The organism is Advenella sp. S44 (genome assembly GCF_002810445.1).
GTDB lineage: Bacteria > Pseudomonadota > Gammaproteobacteria > Burkholderiales > Burkholderiaceae_B > Advenella.
This window is the reverse complement of the sequence record NZ_NEXS01000010.1, coordinates 51,839-69,626: the sequence shown is the minus strand read 5'-3', so window position 1 is coordinate 69,626 and position 17,788 is coordinate 51,839. Positions and strand designations below refer to the sequence as shown.

14 protein-coding genes are annotated in these 17,788 nt (G+C 55.0%); 8 read left to right on the top strand and 6 right to left on the bottom strand.

Going from position 1 to position 17,788, the window contains the following annotated elements; translation table 11 throughout:
* Positions 1 to 9 precede the first annotated feature (9 nt).
* The 3 genes from CAP48_RS16820 to CAP48_RS16810 are packed head-to-tail and all read left to right on the top strand — an operon-like array spanning position 10 to position 4,127.
* Positions 10 to 918 carry an ABC transporter permease gene (locus tag CAP48_RS16820; protein WP_100698844.1) on the top strand — a complete coding sequence of 303 codons (909 nt, stop codon included), beginning with the start codon at positions 10 to 12 and terminating at the stop codon, positions 916 to 918.
* Entirely contained in the window at positions 915 to 2,597 is a 1,683-nt protein-coding gene (locus CAP48_RS16815) for an ABC transporter ATP-binding protein (RefSeq protein ID WP_100698842.1), read from the top strand. Before CAP48_RS16820 ends, CAP48_RS16815 begins: the two co-directional genes overlap by 4 nt.
* 57 nt (positions 2,598 to 2,654) lie before the next feature.
* On the top strand, positions 2,655 to 4,127 hold the full coding sequence (locus tag CAP48_RS16810) for an amidohydrolase family protein (protein WP_100698840.1): 1,473 nt from the start codon (positions 2,655 to 2,657) through the stop codon (positions 4,125 to 4,127).
* A gap of 63 nt (positions 4,128 to 4,190) precedes the next feature.
* Here CAP48_RS16810 and CAP48_RS16805 read toward each other — a convergent pair whose 3' ends face one another.
* From CAP48_RS16805 to CAP48_RS16790, 4 genes are all read right to left on the bottom strand, one after another.
* Positions 4,191 to 5,009 (bottom strand): sterol desaturase family protein, encoded by an 819-nt coding sequence (locus CAP48_RS16805; RefSeq protein WP_100698838.1) that lies wholly within the window; start codon positions 5,007 to 5,009, stop codon positions 4,191 to 4,193.
* Positions 5,010 to 5,058: 49 nt separating this feature from the next.
* Entirely contained in the window at positions 5,059 to 6,432 is a 1,374-nt protein-coding gene (locus CAP48_RS16800; RefSeq protein ID WP_100698836.1) for an MFS transporter, read from the bottom strand.
* A 479-nt stretch (positions 6,433 to 6,911) separates the two neighbouring features.
* A complete protein-coding gene (locus CAP48_RS16795) occupies positions 6,912 to 8,195 on the bottom strand; it encodes an iron-containing alcohol dehydrogenase (protein ID WP_100698834.1) in 1,284 nt (427 codons plus the stop codon).
* A 3-nt stretch (positions 8,196 to 8,198) separates the two neighbouring features.
* The gene (locus CAP48_RS16790; protein ID WP_161495290.1) at positions 8,199 to 8,900 is read right to left on the bottom strand and encodes an alpha/beta fold hydrolase; all 702 of its coding nucleotides are present in this window, start codon (positions 8,898 to 8,900) and stop codon (positions 8,199 to 8,201) included.
* A gap of 172 nt (positions 8,901 to 9,072) precedes the next feature.
* On the opposite strand from CAP48_RS16790, the gene CAP48_RS16785 reads away from it, so the two are divergent.
* Positions 9,073 to 9,786: a GntR family transcriptional regulator gene (locus CAP48_RS16785; protein WP_100698830.1), complete on the top strand. Its 714-nt coding sequence runs from the start codon at positions 9,073 to 9,075 to the stop codon at positions 9,784 to 9,786.
* A gap of 133 nt (positions 9,787 to 9,919) precedes the next feature.
* Here CAP48_RS16785 and CAP48_RS16780 read toward each other — a convergent pair whose 3' ends face one another.
* Entirely contained in the window at positions 9,920 to 10,531 is a 612-nt protein-coding gene (locus CAP48_RS16780) for a LysE family translocator (protein ID WP_100698829.1), read from the bottom strand.
* 97 nt (positions 10,532 to 10,628) lie between these two features.
* A complete protein-coding gene (locus CAP48_RS16775; protein WP_100698827.1) occupies positions 10,629 to 11,555 on the bottom strand; it encodes a DMT family transporter in 927 nt (308 codons plus the stop codon).
* Between the two features lie 377 nt (positions 11,556 to 11,932).
* Between CAP48_RS16775 and CAP48_RS16765 the strand changes: the two genes are divergently transcribed.
* From CAP48_RS16765 to ligD, 4 genes are all read left to right on the top strand, one after another.
* Complete coding sequence (locus CAP48_RS16765; protein ID WP_100698823.1) at positions 11,933 to 13,210, top strand: bifunctional O-acetylhomoserine aminocarboxypropyltransferase/cysteine synthase; 1,278 nt, start codon at positions 11,933 to 11,935, stop codon at positions 13,208 to 13,210.
* Positions 13,211 to 13,492: 282 nt separating this feature from the next.
* Entirely contained in the window at positions 13,493 to 13,921 is a 429-nt protein-coding gene (gene arsC / locus CAP48_RS16760; RefSeq protein WP_100698820.1) for an arsenate reductase (glutaredoxin), read from the top strand.
* 125 nt (positions 13,922 to 14,046) lie between these two features.
* On the top strand, positions 14,047 to 15,162 hold the full coding sequence (locus CAP48_RS16755) for a Ku protein (protein WP_100698817.1): 1,116 nt from the start codon (positions 14,047 to 14,049) through the stop codon (positions 15,160 to 15,162).
* Between the two features lie 33 nt (positions 15,163 to 15,195).
* A complete protein-coding gene (gene ligD / locus CAP48_RS16750) occupies positions 15,196 to 17,778 on the top strand; it encodes a DNA ligase D (protein WP_100698815.1) in 2,583 nt (860 codons plus the stop codon).
* Positions 17,779 to 17,788: the final 10 nt, after the last annotated feature.

Here is a 17,788-nt window from a genome sequence, read left to right as displayed (position 1 = left end):
AGGACTATCATGACAGTTCCACTCTCGTCAGACCCGCTGTCCGCTTCGGGCCCTGGCCAGCCTCTTGCTGAACTTCATTCCACTTTAGCGGGACAGCTGCGCGCAGCGCTTAGAAGTATTCCAGTGCTAATTGCATTTGTATTGTTCTTGCTTATCATTGTTGTGGCCGTGTTTGCCCCGATGCTGGGTACCGTTGATCCCGTGGCCATTAATCCGGCCGAGCGACTGGCCAAACTCTCGTCGGCACACTGGCTGGGAACCGATGCTTTCGGACGTGATACCTATTCGCGCGCGCTTTACGGCGCCCGGGTATCGCTGATTGTCGGGATCGGCGCCACTGTGATGAGCCTGATCGCCGGGCTGCTGATTGGCGTGATCGCGGGCTATTTTCGCTTTGCCGACGGCATTATCATGCGGGTCATGGATGGGATTATGGCGATCCCAGGCATTTTACTGGCCATTGCTCTGGTGTCCCTCACCGGAGGCAGTTTGATCACTGTTCTGGTGGCCATTACCATCCCCGAGATTCCACGCGTTGTACGCCTGGTGCGTGGCGTGATTCTTTCGGTTCGTTCTGAGCCATATGTTGAAGCGGCTGTTTCTCTTGGAACAAGAGTTCGGACAATTTTGTGGCGCCATATGATTCCCAATACGATTGCGCCGCTGATCGTTCAGGGTACGTATATTTTTGCGGCGGCCATCCTTACCGAAGCGACACTCAGTTTCCTGGGGGCCGGGCTGCCGCCCGAAATTCCATCGTGGGGCAACATGATGTCCGAGGGGCGCATGTATTTTCGCATGCTGCCGGGGCTGATTCTGTATCCCGGTATTCTGCTCGCGCTGACATTGCTTTGCGTCAATGTTCTGGGTGATGTATTGCGTGATGTACTGGATCCAAGAATGGCGAAAAAATCATGAACCAAGACACCATGAAAAACAGGGGAAGCACTGCCCAACCAGTGCTGCAGGTACGCGGTCTGTCTGTGCGCGTTGCGCATGCGGGTACCGCTACGCCAAAGCGGATCGTCAATAACATTAGCTTCGATGTATCGGCCGGAGAAACGCTCTGTGTCGTCGGTGAGTCCGGCTCAGGAAAATCAGTATCTTCCTATTCCGTGATGGGTCTGCTGGACAGAGAGAGTCTGCAAGTGTGTGACGGCAGCATACTGTTGGATGGCGAAGATGTGCTCAAGGCAGATGCGAAGCGCTTGCGCGAACTGCGAGCTACCAAGATGTCAATGATTTTCCAGGAGCCGATGACCGCACTGAATCCAGTGCAGAAGATTGGTCGTCAAATTGATGAGGTACTGCGCATCCATAGCAATATGTTGGCAAAACAGCGGCGCCAGGCAGTATTGCTGATGCTCGAATCGGTTCACATGCCGGATCCACAGCGCATCTACGAAGCATATCCACATCAGTTGTCAGGCGGGCAGCGCCAGCGGGTGATCATCTCTATGGCACTTATTTTGCAGCCGCGGTTGCTGATCGCCGATGAACCGACCACGGCACTGGATGTCACTACGCAAAAGCAAATCCTGACGCTCATACGTGAACTGCAGGTCAAGAATAATATGGCGGTGCTATTTATTACGCATGACTTTGGCGTTGTTGCAGAGATCGCCGACAGGATTGTGGTGATGAATAAGGGCGAAATCATGGAGACAGGAACACGTGACGATATCCTGAGAAACCCCGCTAATGCATACAGTCGCATGCTTGTGTCGTCGGTGCCCAGTCTGGTTCCCAGGCTGCGCGAGGAGCACACTGGAGAAGCGGTGCTGGAAGTATCCGGCTTGTCCAAGACCTATTCCGAGAAGCGACTCTTGGGGACTGGACGCCATATCACTGCGGCAGACAATATTAATTTGACTTTAAATCGTGGCCAGATTGTTGGCATTGTGGGCGAATCAGGCTCCGGAAAGTCAACGGTTGCTCGCTGTATTGTCCGGCTGCTGCAACCGACATCCGGACAAATTTGCATTAAGGATCAGAACATCGCACAGCTCTCGGGGAGCCAATTGCGGCCAATGCGTCAGCGCATCCAGATTGTGTTTCAGGATCCCTATCGTTCCCTGAATCCGCGTATGACCGTAGGCGATTCAATTATCGAGGGACTGCTCAATTTCGGGCTCTCGAAAGGAGCAGCGATGGATAAGGCGGCTGGGCTGCTGCAACTGGTGGGACTGGGCAATGATTCGTTACAGCGCTATCCCCATCAATTTTCCGGCGGGCAGCGACAACGTATCTGTATTGCCAGGGCGCTGGCGCTGGAGCCTGATATCCTCGTAGCCGACGAGGCGGTGTCTGCGCTCGATGTGTCGGTTCAGGCTCAGGTGCTTGAACTACTGGACCAGGTCCGGCAACGCACGGGTGTGGGCGTGCTGTTTATTACCCATGACTTGCGGGTCGCCGCCCAGATTTGCGATTCCATTATCGTCATGCAGCGGGGAACAATTGTCGAATCCGGCACAGCCCATACCGTGTTGACAGCGCCCACGCAGCCGTATACCCGATCGCTTATCGATGCCGCGCCTGGAAGACACTGGGACTTCCAGAACTTTCGGGCCGTGTCTGAAGCGGCAAATCCGGCGTGATTTTTTGCGTGGGGTGATGTCCGTCGCGCCGCGCAGCGACTCTTGTAGAGGTCAGAAATGAATACACATTATGATGTTTTGATTATCAATGGCGACGTAGTCGATGGTACCGGCAGCGCGCGTTTTTCCGCTGACGTTGCCATCTCGGGTGAGCGCATCGCGCACGTTGGCGATTTGTCGCGGGCGACGGCTGACAAGGTGATTGATGCCAGCGGCCTGATAGTATCCCCGGGATTCATCGACGCCCATACCCACGATGACAGGTTAATGTTGTCAGATGGTGATATGTCGCCGAAAGTAAGCCAGGGAATCACAACCGTTATTGGCGGAAATTGTGGTATTTCCCTGGCACCAATGCCCCGCAACATTCCCGACCCGGTAACGCCTCCGTTGAATCTGCTGGATGAGCAGGGAGGCTGGTTCCGGTTTCGCAGCTTTGCGCAATATGTGGATGCGCTGAGCGCTCGACCGGCTGCCACCAATTGCGCCATGCTGGTCGGTCATTCGACCCTGCGCGTCGCTACCATGGACGATGTCACCAAAGCGGCGACCGCAAGCGAAATAGCAGCGATGCGGGAACTGGTCATCGAAGCCATGGAGGCCGGGGCAATTGGCGTGTCCACGGGCCTGGTCTATCCTCCAGCGGTGGCAGCGCCTACGCAGGAGGTAATCGAGGTGTGCGAACCGCTAGCGCGCTATGGCGGCATTTATTGCACGCATATGCGCGACGAAGGGGATCGTGTTATCGAGTCACTGGATGAGTCGTTTCTTATCGGCAGGCAGGTTGGCGTGCCCGTTGTTATTTCACACCATAAGGTAGTGGGCGTTCAAAATCATGGCCGCTCGGCCGAAACGCTGGCGCACATTGCCGACCATATGACACGGCAACCTATTTGCCTGGATTGCTATCCATATGATGCCTCGTCTACGATTTTATCGGCAAAGCTGGTAGCCAACTCGACACGGGTGACGGTGACCTGGTCAAAAAGCCTGCCTGAGATGGCCGGACTTGATTTGTCGGAAATTGCACGTAGGATGAACCTCAGCACTGAACAGGCCATCGAGAAACTGTTGCCCGCAGGTGCCATTTACTATCGAATGGATGATGCCGATGTGCAACGGATACTACGCTTTGACGATACGATGATCGGCACCGACGGGCTGCCTCATGATGAAAAACCCCATCCGCGCTTATGGGGGAGTTTTCCTCGGGTATTGGGTCATTACAGCCGGGGCCTGGGGTTGTTTTCCCTGGAAAAGGCGCTGCATAAGATGACCGGCTTGACTGCTGGCAAGTTTGGACTGATCGATCGAGGCGTCATTCGACAGGGCGCATTTGCTGATCTGACCATTTTCAACGAGCAAACAGTGGGCGAGGCAGCAACTTTTGCCCAACCCGTAGCCGCGTCCATCGGTATTGCAGGCGTTCTGGTCAATGGGAGCGTTGTGTGGGAAGAGGGTAGGCCGAGCGGACAGCGCCCCGGAAAAGTGCTGCGCCGGGAACATCTGCCCGCCGATACCGTGCAATAAAAAGCCCTGTCGGTCAGGACAGGGCACAAGCCGAACAGGCAGGCTGGCTCGTCTGCGCGGGCCTTAGCGCGCCATTGCCCGATTCAATGTTTTCTGTTCGTCCGACGTCAGATTGGGTCCGTCAAGGCTGACACTGGCATCATCGTTGCGATATTTCTTGATGATAGGCTTGAGCTCTTCCTTGATATGTTTTTCGCTATAGCCATTGAACAGGTGGCCCAGCAGTCCGCGGTCCAGATCACTGGTTTTCATGAACCAGTCTGCGATCGGGAAGGTCAGGTTCATGTTGTAATGCATCATCAATCCCATATTGTGATGGGCGGTATGATGGCGCCGGATGGTGTTGATAAACGGCACATTCCGGACGAACCAGTTATCGTGCACATGGCAGCAATAGTGGAACGTTTCATAGATCATATATTGCATGACCATGGTCAGGAAAACAATATATCCGGCGTTGGGATTGATAATGACTGAAGCCAGGTAACCCAGAACCAGGCCGCCGACCCCAAGGGTCAGCAGCACGCGCCATGGGAAAAATACAATCCTGAACTCCTTGCTCGAATCAATCGTGATGTCATTGTCTGTAAAATACTGATGATGCTGCCGGGTGTGTCTTTCGTAAATGGCCCGCAGGGCGAACACATTGATGCGCTTGTGCATCACACAGGTGTGCATGGCCCATTCCACGAAATTGCCCGCCAGAAAGACGGGAATAATCAATAGGTATTCCCAGGTTGCTGTTGTCAATTGCGACAGGCAATAGATGACTGCCGCAATGCCCACCACATACATCACACCGATATGCACCAGTCCGTTATACAAGGGGCTGATATCGCTTTTATACTGTTCGCGAAATTTTCGCTGTCTTTCGGTCATCATAATAATTACTCCTCAAATAAAATCTGAATCGCCAGGCTATGCGCCGGCCTTATCCGGAAATGTCTTCGAGCGCCCGTCCACGGGTCTCTACGCCCAGCAGGATTACAATCGCAGCCGCAATTACAAAGGAGACAGCGCCCAATGTGAATACACCGGTCTGGCCGGTGACAGGCAGCAGTAATCCCACGGCAAATGGGCCAACGAACGAGCCCAGCCGGCCGATAGCTGACGCAAAGCCGGCGCCCGTTGCGCGAATGCGGGTTGGATAAAGTTCAGGGGTGTAGGCATAGAGAACCGACCACATGCCGAAAAGGCAGAACTGCATGAACATGCCGGACATCATCAAATAGTGCAGTTCGCCCTTGACGCTGGCCACGTGTCCGTATATGTACACGGAGAGCGCACTGCCAAGCAGCAACAGCACGCAAGTGGGCTTGCGACCGATTTTTTCAATGATCCACGAAGCGAAGATAAAACCCGGTATGCCCGCGAGCGAAATCGTGACGGTGTATTGCACCGATTTAGTGATTTCGTATCCCGCCTGCTGTAGCAATGCGCCAAGCCAACTTGTCAGGCCATAGTAGCCCATGAGCGCAAAGAACCACAGGATCCACAACATCAGCGTGCGACGGCCGTATTCGCCTTTCCACAGTTCAGAGAAACTATTGCCGCTATTGGACTGGGCGGCGCTGGGAGGCAGCGTGACCACGGGCGGCAATTCCTTGTTATCAAGCGTTTTGCGGACATGATTTTCCATGGTCGTCATGACGGTGTCGGCTTTTTCACTTTGTCCCGAGTCTGAAAGCCAGCGGGGTGATTCGGGCACATGGCGACGAATATAGAACACAAAGACGGCAGGAACGGCCAGTACAAAGAAGATGCCACGCCAGCCAATGGAATCGAGCAGCAGATAACTGAGCAGACCGGAGCAGATAAAGCCGATGGGCCAGAAACCTTCGAGTATTGCCAAGTATTTGCCGCGGCGATTGGAGGGCACAATTTCCGACACAATCGACAGGCCTACCGGAAACTCCATGCCCATGCCAAATCCGAGCACGATACGACTGGCAATCAGCATATTGGCGTCAGGGGAAAGCGCACAGAACAGGCTGCCCAGCCCCCAGAAAACCATGCTGACCTGAAATACGGGCTTGCGGCCGAATTTGTCTGCCAGCACGCCAGCGACCGCCGCACCGAGCAGCATGCCAAGAAAACTGGCGCTGGCCACGACGCCTGTTTGCGCGACGGTCAGCCCGAATTCGGCTTTGATCGAGCCCAGGATAAAGGTCATAACGCCCAGATCCATCGAATCAAAAAACCAGGCCGTCGCAATAATACAGAAAAGCTTGGTCTGATAGCTGGTCATCGGCAGCCGCTCCATACGGCCTGAAATATCCGATGGCGTAATAGGTATTGATGCCATTGTCCGTCTCCTTGTCGAATATATTTTTCTTGAATTTAACTGATATATCACTGAAATGCAATATAAATATATGACTGATGTGATATTACAATTGTTGTAGCGTTGGGTGTTTCATGATCAGCGACCAGGGCGTTGAGCCTGCTCATGCATTGGAAAAATGCGATCTTCTGCAGCGGGAGCCAGACGTGGCGTTCCCAGCAATTGGCCCCGCTCAGGGAAGACTGAACTGGCCGAAGGCAGCCGCATTAAGCGATTGCCGCGGCGTTAAACGATATTGATACGGGCACATTGGTAATGACACATGTGCTTGCGACCGCGGTGAGTTTTGCGCAGCGCACTCGCATGATAGTCAAGTGTGAAGTGTCAAGTGCGCCTGCGGCTGCAGCAAATCGTAAGCCCGGTGGTTTTGGCCGTATGTATGGTCCGGCAGTTCGCGACCACCGGGCAGGCAGTCCGCTACGACCCGGCGAATTGACGGATTATTCCGATGTATATTCAAGCGGGCTGTCCTGGACAAGTGACAGTGCCGGCGTGTCCGAGAAAGTGCCGTCCCATGCATTTGCAATAATACGCCGGTACGCATCGGCAGTATCAGGAACCGGAAACGCATGTCGCAAGCGGGTCACGCTCATGGCGTCCGAATACAGGCGCGGCAGATCGGCCTCACTGATGCCGAAATCCTTCAGGTTATTGGGAATGCCCAGTTCGCCGACCAGTGTCTGAAGTTCCTGCACCAGTTGCAGTATCGTCTCAGGCTGTTCTGTCGCAATGCCGCAAATGCCGGCAATGTCATTGAGCTCCTGTGCACGGGTTTCGCGCAATTCATATAGCACATAAGGCAGGATGACAGCGTTTGTACGGCCATGAGTCTCATGCGTTAGCCCGGCTATGCTGTATGCAATCCCATGCACCGCATTTAATCCGGCGCTGCCATAAGACAGACCGGCAAACACGCTGGCATAACTCATGCCAATGCGCGCTTGTGTGTCGGTGCCATTACGGTAGGCTTGTCGCAAGTGCTGGGCACACAGGCGGATGGATTCGCGGGCAAACATTTTGCTCAAATGAGTACGTCCGCTATAGCCGGGATCCGGATTGTTGCCGCGTTCGAATCCGTTCGAATCCATGGTGACATACGATTCAATGCCATGGATCATCGCGTCGATGCCGGCGTCGGCTGTGACCCGCGGCGGACAGGTGTATGTGAACTGCGGATCGACAAGTGCAATAAACGGTCGTAAGCGATTGTCCATAAGCGCAATTTTTGTGGCATTGTCAGGATCTATCAAAATCGCCCCGGGCGTGACCTCCGATGCCGTGCCTGAAGTCGTTGGCATGGCGATGAATGGCAAAGGTTCATCATTGCCGATGCCATCCTTATAATGGGCCACCGGTTTTTTGCTGCGCAGCGTGACTGTAAGCGCTTTGGCCAGGTCCATATTGCTGCCGCCGCCTAGCGCAATAACGTGATCCGGCGTGACCTCTTGCAACTGTGCCAGAATGTGTTGCGTTGCCTGGTCACACAGCGTCGTTGACGGGTCAGGTTCTCCGCCGCTGTAAACATAAGTGGCGATCCCGCATTCCTGGGCGGCCCGAACATATTCCTTCACCCAGGCGGTTTGTTCCGCGAAGTAGCTGTCGGTAACAAGTATGCCGCTGCGATAGCCTAGCTTGGCCAGCAGCGGTGCCAGATCATGTCTGGCGCCTTCTCGAATAATGAGGCGAGAAGGCGCGCAAAAAAACAGATGATCATCAAAATTCATGCTTTACTCCAAGTTCAGAAAGTCAGTAACTCCGGCCGATACCGTGTCGGTGTTTTCAGTCAGAAGCGAATGCCCGGCATTCTCTATCGTAAGAACAGTTGCGTCTGCAATAAGATCGCTAAACTGCGTAACCAGCAGCAAGGGCGAGTCTTCGTCCCGGGCGCCGGACATGACCAGGCACGGCATCGTCACCGATTGACATTGGTCGCGCAATGAGCGCTGCGCAATGGATTGCCAGGTCCACATGACGGCATGATGGTCCGCCGCGTCCTGCAGTTTCAGGCGCTGTTCGCGTTCTTGTATTTCGCTCAGCAGGCCAGCTGGCGTCGTTTGTGTAAACCAGGATACCTGGCTGATATCGGGCACGCCCGAGAGCAAAATCAACTTGTCGGGCAGGGCCGCCCGCTTTCGACCAAGAAAGGCAAGGGCAACGCTGACGCCCATGCTCCAGCCTGCAAGAATATAAGGCTGCCCATCATTGATATACTGGTGCACAGTGTCTTCAATGACAGTTGCAAACGCTTCCAGCGTCATGTCCGATTCACTACATGACTGTCGCTCGCCGCGGCCTGGAAGATTCGGCAGAATAAACGTACAGTGGGATGCCAATTGACGAGCCAGCGGCAACCAGACCCGATTGGTTCCCTGGATGCCGTGAATGGCAATGATTTTGACCGGACCGGTGCCGTGGATCAGTGTATCCATAGGTGAATAATGACGATTCAATAGTTGTGATTGATGACGATTGAAATGAAAAAACAAGTTGACTGAATTGATGTGAGCAACAAATATATTAGTTGTATAATACTTACGCTTGAGATTTTTCACAATAGCTGGCAGCAAAATGGCTGTTTCCGGCTCACTTTTTCGTGACATCATGGCCTCAGATAACGCATCAAACCTTCAGAACGATCCAGATCCGGTCGGCGAACTCGTTTCGCTGCAGCCTAAAGTTAAACTTACCGACATTGCCTATCAAAAACTCGAAAAGGCCATCACCATGCTCGTGCTGGAGCCGGGGTGTTCGGTTTCGGAACAGCAACTGTGCGAACTGACGCAAATCGGTCGCACGCCGGTGCGTGAAGCTGTCCAAAGGCTTGCCCGGGAGCATTTGATTGTTGTTTTGCCGCAGCGCGGCTTGTTTATTCCCGAAATCAATATACGCAAGCAACTGAAGCTGCTGGAGACGCGCCGGGAAGTTGAGCGGCTTATCTGCCGGATGTCGGCAAAGCGCTGCACCCCACAAGAGCGGCTTGCCTTTGTGCAATTGCATAAGCAATTCAAGGACTCGGCCAGGCTGGCCGATGTGAACCAGTTTCTGAAAGCCGACAGAATGTTGAATGAATTAACGCTGAAAGCAGCCAGGAATGAATTTGCCGAAGGCGCCATGCGCCTGATGCATGGGCTGTCGCGCCGGTTCTGGTATTTTTATTTCAAAAAATCGAACGACCTGGAAACCATGGCCCGGTTGCACGCCGATGTTGCTCACGCCATCAGCGAGCAGGATCCTGACAAGGCTGCCGAGGCATCAGACAAGCTGCTCGATTACATCGAGTTCTACACCAAAGAAAGCGTTTCTGATTTTATGTAGCTGACAGCGGGGACTGCATGACGGTCCCTGCCAAATATAGACCTATTGTGCGTCCTGATTCCAGTACTGGGTAAAAGTCCTGCGCGGGCAGGTGTGCACCCGGCACACCCTCATATTGAGGGTGTTCGAGCGACTATCTATCGGTTAAGGCAAGTTTGGCGCCCAGCGCAACGAAGGCGGCGGCAAAGCTGCGACGCAACCAGGTCATGACCGAGGGCCGGGAAATCACGTGGTGGCGAACCGCTGCGGCAAAGAGGCCATAGCTGGTAAAAACGACAAATGTCATCGCCATGAATACGGCAGACAACTCCAGCATGATCGGTAGTGGACTGCCGGCCTGGTTGCCGACAAACTGCGGCAAAAAGGCGAAGAAAAAGATAGACAGCTTGGGATTGAGCACATTGACGGCAATAGCGGAACGAATGACTTCCATATTGGAGCGGGGTGTGGCGCCGGTCTCGATTTTCAGCGCGCCATGCTCGCGCAACGTGGTCAATGCCATGTATAGCAGATAGGCGACACCCGCATACCGGACCACTTCAAAAGCAAGGGCACTGGAATGCAATAACGCAGCCAGACCCGTAACGGCCGCAAACATGTGCGGCAAAATACCTAACGTGCAGCCGAAAGCGCTGATGACAGCGGCGCGGCGTCCGCGCGACAGGCCGGCAGCGATGGTGATAATGACGCCCGTGCCGGGCGTGATCACCACGATCAGGGATGTGAATAAAAACTCCAAACTCATACTGTCTCTCCGGTAAAAGGTTCTGCGGGCAGGCAAAGACGCGCTAGTCCTCCCGGCTTATATCAGTCTGCGCCAGACAAACAAATTATAAATGCGATCACTTGCGACGGCGGGCACTGATTTGTCGTATCCACTCATAACCGCTGACCAGCAATATACCAATCAGAACCATCAGCGAGCCGGCTACGAAATTGGGTTCCAGCGGCTCGTTTAGCAGCCATACGCCAAAAGCAATCCCGAAAAGTGGCGTCATGAACGACAGGACGCCAAGCCGGGACGCCAAATACTGCCGCAGCAGCCAGAACCACAGGAGCAGGCTGCCGAAGGACACCACCAGTATCTGAAATGCCATGGCGGCAAAGGCACGCGGGGTAGGATTGAAATAAGTCTGGTCCATGAGGACGGCGGCCACCATCAGGACTGCGAAACCGGCAATCAGCTGATACAGCAGGGTGTGCGTGCTTGGGCAGTTGTTCAGGCGGGTGGTGCGTATGACGACGGTGGTCGCGCCCCAGGCGATGGCTGCGCAGATGCCAAGCAAATCGCCCAGCAGCGGATTGGCGCCGCCGGTATCGGCCAAACTGCTACGGCCGGTAAAGGTCACGACAATGCCGGCAAAAGCCAGGGCGATGCCCAGCCACTGGACCCGGTTCAGACGTTCGGCCGGCACCTTCCAGAAAAGCCCCAGGGCGGCAAATACCGGGGCCGTGTAAAGGAAGATCACCATATGAGATGCGGTCGTGTATCGCAAGCCCTCGGCCACCAGCAGAAACTCCAGCGCGAAAAGCAGGCCGGCAGCCATGCCGGGTTTCCAGGTTCCATCGGAAAGCACAATGCGACCGCCGCGAGCGTAGATGAGGACGTAAACCATGACGGCTGAGATGCCAGAACGCAGGGCAATCTGGAAAACGGGCGCGACGTCTGGCGCGGCGCCCTTCAGAACCACCTGCTGCAGGCCCCAGATTGCGCAGGTCAGTAGCATCAGACCGGTGGCCTTGTGGTCAATTGCCTTGCGTTGTTCCATATTGTGTTCCTGTACGAGGTATAACGGATTTGAAGCTGGATTATCTCATTGACGGAGAATCACCCTATAGTGTAAATATGACAATTGATGCCGGGATTAGGTCACTTTTGCCGTCCGCGCCATTTACTCGTCCGGCTGACGGGCACGACGCCCGAGGGTTACCGCAAGCACAGACGTTCTGCCCGAAACAGGCGGCGCTGCTGCGTAAAAACGGAGGGCTGTGTGATAAAAAGGCATATTTCCCTGATATATATGTAAAGAAGAATAGTAAAGCTGACAGAATCAGTCTGGTCGGGTATAAAGCGGGATCAGTGTGTTATGTCATAAAGAACATATGATATGCGCTGTCTGATTCGATTTGGAAAAAAGGTGAAGAAATGAAACTAGAGACATTGGCCATTCACGCAGGCTATACGCCGGAACCCACCACCAAGGCGGTGGCTGTGCCCATATACCAGACTTCCTCATTTGCGTTTGACAATACGCAGCATGGCGCCGACCTGTTTGACCTTAAGGTTGCCGGCAATATCTACACGCGTATCATGAATCCGACCAATGCCGTGCTCGAAGAGCGTGTGGCCGCGCTCGAAGGCGGCATTGCCGCGTTGGCTGTTGCCTCGGGCATGGCTGCAATTACATATGCCATTCAAACCATTACGCAGGCCGGCGATAATATTGTTTCGGTCAGCAAACTGTACGGCGGCACCTATAATCTCTTTGCCCATGCTTTTCCGCGCCAGGGAATTGAAGTCAAAATGGCGCCGCACAATGATATTGCGGCGCTGGAGGCGCTGATCGATGATAAAACCAAAGCGGTGTTTTGTGAATCCATCGGCAATCCAGCCGGCAATCTGGTCGATCTGCGCGCATTGGCCGATGCCGCCCACCGACGCGGCGTCCCGCTGATTGTTGACAATACCGTGGCAACGCCAGCCTTGTGCCGCCCCTTTGAGCACGGCGCCGATATCATCGTGCATTCGCTCACAAAATATATGGGGGGGCACGGCACAACCATCGCCGGCGCCGTGGTCGATTCCGGCAAATTCCCATGGGCACAATACAAGGAGCGGTTTGCCGTTCTCAATGAACCTGATCCTGCCTACCATGGCGTCGTGTATACAGAAGCGTTTGGCGAAGCCGCATTTATCGGACGCTGTCGTGTCGGTCCATTGCGCAATACCGGCTCGGCACTGGCGCCGTTGTCTGCCTTCCAGATTCTGCAGGGGATTGAAACGCTGGCGTTGCGTGTAGAGCGTCATTGCGAGAACGCACTGAAGGTGGCGCAATTTCTGCAGAAGCACGAACAGGTCAGCTGGGTGAAATACGCAGGGCTGCCCGATCACCCCGAGCATGAGCTGGCACGCAAATATATGGACGGTAAACCATCGGCCATTCTGTGTTTCGGTGTGCGTGGAGACGCCCAGGCCGGAGCCCGCTTTATCGATGCTCTCAAACTGATTACGCGTCTTGTTAATATTGGCGATGCCAAATCCCTGGCATGCCATCCGGCCACGACGACTCACCGTCAGTTGAACGAAGAGGAACTGGAGAAGGCTGGCGTTAGCCAGGATATGGTCAGACTCTCTATCGGTATTGAACACATTGACGATATTGTGGCGGATCTTGACCAGGCATTGCAACAAAGCAAGGGCTGAACGCCCTCGGGCTACTGCTGTCAGAGTCCGGTCTGGATCCTGGTCCTTACCCTGGTCCTTACCCTGATCCTTACCCTGATCCTTACCCTGATCCTTATCCCGGCTGCGGAGGCGGGCGGCGGCGCAGGCTCGCAAGCGCCATTGTGCTCGCCACGAGATTAAGGCCCGGTTGCGTTCGCCGCCGGTGATCCGGCCCGACACCGGCTTATGCAGCGAATCGTTACACGTAACGGATTGGCGAGATGCTATGATTGAGCCATTATCGGTACAGGAGACCCCGTCATGGATATCACGATTTATCACAATACCCGTTGCGGTACCTCACGCACGACCCTGGCGCTCATTCGTAATACGGGTGTGGAACCCAATGTCATCGAATATCTGCATAATCCGCCTACTCGGGAAGAGTTGGCTGCGATCATTGACAAGGCGGGAATCAGCGTACGCGATGCCGTGCGCCAGAAAGAAACGCTGTTCAAGGAACTTGGCCTTGATGATCCTGCAGTGACCGACTCCCGGCTGCTGGATGCCATGATCGAATACCCCATTTTAATCAATCGCCCCTTTGTAATTACGTCCAAGGGCGTGCGTCTGTGCCGTCCTTCGGAGCAGGTGCTGGAGATTTTGCCTTTGCCGCAAAAAGGCGCCTTAAACCGCGAAGACGGCACGCCGCTGATCGACGCACTGGGTCAAAAAGTCATGCAGGCCTGAACAATACAGGCGATACATCTGCGGTTTCGTTGCATTTGATAGCGAGGCGCATTTTGCGCCGACTCTGATTGTTGCAGGACTCGCGCTGCGTTTGGCGCATTGATGATCTTGAATAAGGACCTGATATGGCACGCCCGATCTGGAATGGCACGCTTTCTTTCGGACTTTTAAATATTCCTGTTGCGCTCATGCCCGGCGAGCGTCGCGTTGACTTGCATTTTCGAATGCTGGACGCGCGCAATAAGGCACCGGTGCGCTACGAAAGGGTCAATGCCGACACGGGCGAAGAAGTGCCGTGGAAAGACATAGTCAAGGCGTTCGAATATAGCAAAGGCAATTATGTAGTTCTGGAGCCGGACGACATCCGCGATGCGGCCCCGCAAAGCAAGGAGTCGGTCGATGTCGAAGCCTTTGTCGATGCGAGCGATATCGGACCCGCCTATTTTGAAAAACCCTATGTGCTGGTGCCCGGAAAAAAAGCGGAAAAGGGCTACGTGCTGCTGCGCGAAACGTTGCGAGATGCCGGAAAAATCGGCATCGCGCGGGTGGTCATTCGCACCCGGGAATACCTGTGTGCGGTTATGCCGCAAGGCCGAGCCCTGATGCTGATTCTGTTGCGTTACCCGCAAGAGTTGATTGATGTGCAAGACTATCGGATCCCGGAAGGCGAGCTCAGTGACTACCGGATTTCCAGGCAGGAAATGGAAATGGCCGGACAATTGATCGCGTCCATGGGCGCCGAATGGAAGCCGCAAGAGTACAAAGATGAGTTTAGGCAGCGCTTGTCAGATGTGATTAAAAAGCGGATGAAAGCCAATAAAGTGAGCCACCGTCCGGATGATGAGTTGGACGAGGCGGTGCCGGAGAACGCGGCAACCAACGTGGTCGATTTTATGTCGTTGCTCAAGCAAAGCCTGGCAACCAACAAGAGAACGCCTCCCAAGGCTGCGCCCCAATCCAAGAATGGCGCCGCATCGGACGATGCTCCGGCCAAAAAGACAAGCAAAAAGACAAGCAAAAAGGCGCCAGCCAAATCGGCTGCCAAAGGCGCGCAGCGAAAAGCCGTAGCCAAGAAAGAGAAACCCGCCGCCAGCGAAAGCCGCAAGGGCAAGACAGCAAAGTCGGCTGCTGCGAGCAAGAAAACCTCCAGGACAGCGGCCAAGAAAACGGCCAAGAAAGCGGCAGGCCTATCTGCCTCGCGCGCACGCAAAAGTGCAGCCAGCAGCAAAAAGGCAGCCTGAGCCGAAACCCAGACCCACTGACCGGGAGTGTCCATGAGTCTTGCCGACTATCAGCGCAAACGTAGGTTTGACCGAACGCCGGAACCACAGGATGATCCGATCGATGGCGCACGCGCCATCTTTGTTGTCCAGCTGCATCACGCCAGCCATCGCCATTATGATTTTCGCCTGCAGGTTGCAGGCGTGCTTAAAAGCTGGGCGGTGCCCAAGGGCCCCAGCCTGGATCCTTCGGTCAAACGCCTGGCCGTAGAGGTAGAAGATCATCCGGTCAGCTATGCCAGTTTCGAAGGTGATATTCCCAAAGGGGAATACGGAGGCGGCAATGTCAAAATATTCGACAACGGCATTTGGAGCACCCCCGAAGATGCCGAGGCACAGCTGGCTAAAGGCCATTTGAAGTTTGAGCTTTTCGGTGAGATTTTGCAGGGCGCGTGGCACCTGATCCGAAGCCATGGGCGCAGTCGCCAGCGCCAGTGGTTGCTGATTAAGCAGGACGATGCCTTTGCCAGCCATAGTGAGGCCGACGATTTTCTGGACGCCGAAGGCGTGCCCCATTCTAGGGGCAAATCGGCGGCAACAACCCGGCAGGACGGGTCGCCGCCCCCTGCGCATGACGCAAAGCGCACGGGGGGCAAAGCATCCGGTTCCGTCGGATCCGGACGCGCCGCTGCAGAGGCGGTATCGGCCAAAACGCCAGCGGCAGGCCGCGCTAAGAAGACAACAAAGAAGGGAACAACAAAAATGCCGGCAGCCGATGCCTGGCGCGCTCAGATAGACGCATACAAGGGGGCGCGCAAACAGCAACTGCAGCAAGCACCATTTGCGCCACAATTATGTGACACAGCCAACAAAGCGCCGGCCGGCGACAATTGGTTGCACGAAGTCAAATGGGATGGTTATCGACTGATGTGTACCATTGTGGACGGGGTCCCGGCCTTGTGGTCGCGCAACGGGCTGGACTGGACGGCGCGGCTGCCAGATGTCGCTCGTGATATGGCGGCGCTGGGGCTTGGGCAGGCCGCCTTTGATGGTGAGCTGGTCGTTCTTAATGGAATGCGCAGCGATTTTTCGGCACTGCAGGCGACGCTGTCCGGCGAGAAACAGGCGTACTTGAGTTACTTGTTGTTCGACCTGATTCACCTGGAAGGATTGGACCTGTGCGATGTGCCGCTGCAGGCTCGCAAGGCCTTGCTCGAAACGGTACTACAAGGCGCGCCATCACGACTGCGATACAGCACGCATCTGGTCGGATCAGGCCCTCAGGTGTTCGAACGGGTGACCGCCGAAAAGCTGGAAGGCATTATTTCCAAAAAAGTGGATGCGCCGTATCATGCCGGCCGCAGCAGAAGTTGGCAGAAAGTCAAATTGGAACTTAGCGATGAATTTGCCATTGCCGGTTTCATTGAGCCCAAAGGAAGTCGTACCGGCATTGGTTCTTTATTGCTGGCCGCTCCTGAAGGAAAAGCCGGCTGGCGGCTTGCCGGGCGCGTCGGCACTGGCATGAACGACGCGATGTTAAAAACGCTTTCGACAAAGCTGCGCCCACGTGCCGTGGGCGAACCGACGATCAGGGTCGAGGGAATTGATTCGGATTTGCGGCGTGCCAAATGGGTCAAGCCCCAGCAGGTGGTCGAGGTGTTTTACCGTGGACTCAGCAGCCAGGGGTTGTTGCGCCACACGGCGTTCAAAACCTTGAGACAAGACAAGTCTGTTGCCGATCTGCGCAACAGCCACGGCAGCGAGGAGCCTATGGAAAAAGAAGATGTTCAGATCAGCAGTCCGCAGCGCCAGGTATATCCGGAGATGAAGATTACCAAGCAGGATGTGGCCGACTATTACGAACGTGTTATGGACTGGCTGTTGCCGGAGATAGTGGGACGGCCGTTGTCCGTCCTGCGCTGTCCGGATGGGACGCACAAGGCCTGCTTCTTTCAGAAGCACCACACGGCGGGCATGGACGTCAGTACCGTTAACCTGGAAGAAGAAAAAGGTGGCCGGCAGGATTATCTGATGGTTTGCAACAGGACAGATCTCATGCAATTGGTGCAATTTAATTCGCTTGAGTTTCATCCGTGGGGCGCGCAGGCCGGCAATCCGGACGACTGCGATCGTCTGGTGTTTGATCTTGATCCTTCTGCCGAGGTGGCGTGGCCGGATGTAAAAAAGGCGGCGCGCCAGATTCGTGAACTGCTGGAGCAATTGCAGTTGCAATCGTTCATACGCACCACCGGCGGTAAAGGGCTACATGTTGTCGTGCCGCTAAATCCGCCGGCTCCGTGGGAGCGGGCCCGACAGTTTGCCCGCGCCTTTGCCGAGTCGCTGGCTGGAGCGCATCCGGACAAGTACATTGCCACCGCCTCGAAAAAACAACGCAAGGGATTGATATTTGTTGATTACCTGCGCAACGGGCGTGGCGCGACCAGCATCTGTTCATACTCATTGCGTGCCCGCCCAGGTGCTGCGGTGGCAACCCCGTTGCGCTGGGAAGAACTGGGACGGATCAAATCGTCCGATGCCTTCAATATCCGTACGTTGCCCAAGCGCCTGGCGCGGCTTGGCAACGACCCCTGGCAGGATTTAACCAAGGTGAAGCAGTCACTGCCCGAACTGTCCTAGGCAGGGTCGA

What these genes read in the sequence shown, in the direction of transcription:
- CAP48_RS16820 (WP_100698844.1), top strand. Translation starts at nt 10, where the DNA reads ATGACAGTTCCACTCTCGTCAGACCCGCTGTCCGCTTCGGGCCCTGGC.
- CAP48_RS16815 (WP_100698842.1), top strand. Translation starts at nt 915, where the DNA reads ATGAACCAAGACACCATGAAAAACAGGGGAAGCACTGCCCAACCAGTG.
- CAP48_RS16810 (WP_100698840.1), top strand. Translation starts at nt 2,655, where the DNA reads ATGAATACACATTATGATGTTTTGATTATCAATGGCGACGTAGTCGAT.
- CAP48_RS16805 (WP_100698838.1), bottom strand. Translation starts at nt 5,009, where the DNA reads ATGATGACCGAAAGACAGCGAAAATTTCGCGAACAGTATAAAAGCGAT.
- CAP48_RS16800 (WP_100698836.1), bottom strand. Translation starts at nt 6,432, where the DNA reads ATGGCATCAATACCTATTACGCCATCGGATATTTCAGGCCGTATGGAG.
- CAP48_RS16795 (WP_100698834.1), bottom strand. Translation starts at nt 8,195, where the DNA reads ATGAATTTTGATGATCATCTGTTTTTTTGCGCGCCTTCTCGCCTCATT.
- CAP48_RS16790 (WP_161495290.1), bottom strand. Translation starts at nt 8,900, where the DNA reads ATGGATACACTGATCCACGGCACCGGTCCGGTCAAAATCATTGCCATT.
- CAP48_RS16785 (WP_100698830.1), top strand. Translation starts at nt 9,073, where the DNA reads ATGGCCTCAGATAACGCATCAAACCTTCAGAACGATCCAGATCCGGTC.
- CAP48_RS16780 (WP_100698829.1), bottom strand. Translation starts at nt 10,531, where the DNA reads ATGAGTTTGGAGTTTTTATTCACATCCCTGATCGTGGTGATCACGCCC.
- CAP48_RS16775 (WP_100698827.1), bottom strand. Translation starts at nt 11,555, where the DNA reads ATGGAACAACGCAAGGCAATTGACCACAAGGCCACCGGTCTGATGCTA.
- CAP48_RS16765 (WP_100698823.1), top strand. Translation starts at nt 11,933, where the DNA reads ATGAAACTAGAGACATTGGCCATTCACGCAGGCTATACGCCGGAACCC.
- arsC (WP_100698820.1), top strand. Translation starts at nt 13,493, where the DNA reads ATGGATATCACGATTTATCACAATACCCGTTGCGGTACCTCACGCACG.
- CAP48_RS16755 (WP_100698817.1), top strand. Translation starts at nt 14,047, where the DNA reads ATGGCACGCCCGATCTGGAATGGCACGCTTTCTTTCGGACTTTTAAAT.
- ligD (WP_100698815.1), top strand. Translation starts at nt 15,196, where the DNA reads ATGAGTCTTGCCGACTATCAGCGCAAACGTAGGTTTGACCGAACGCCG.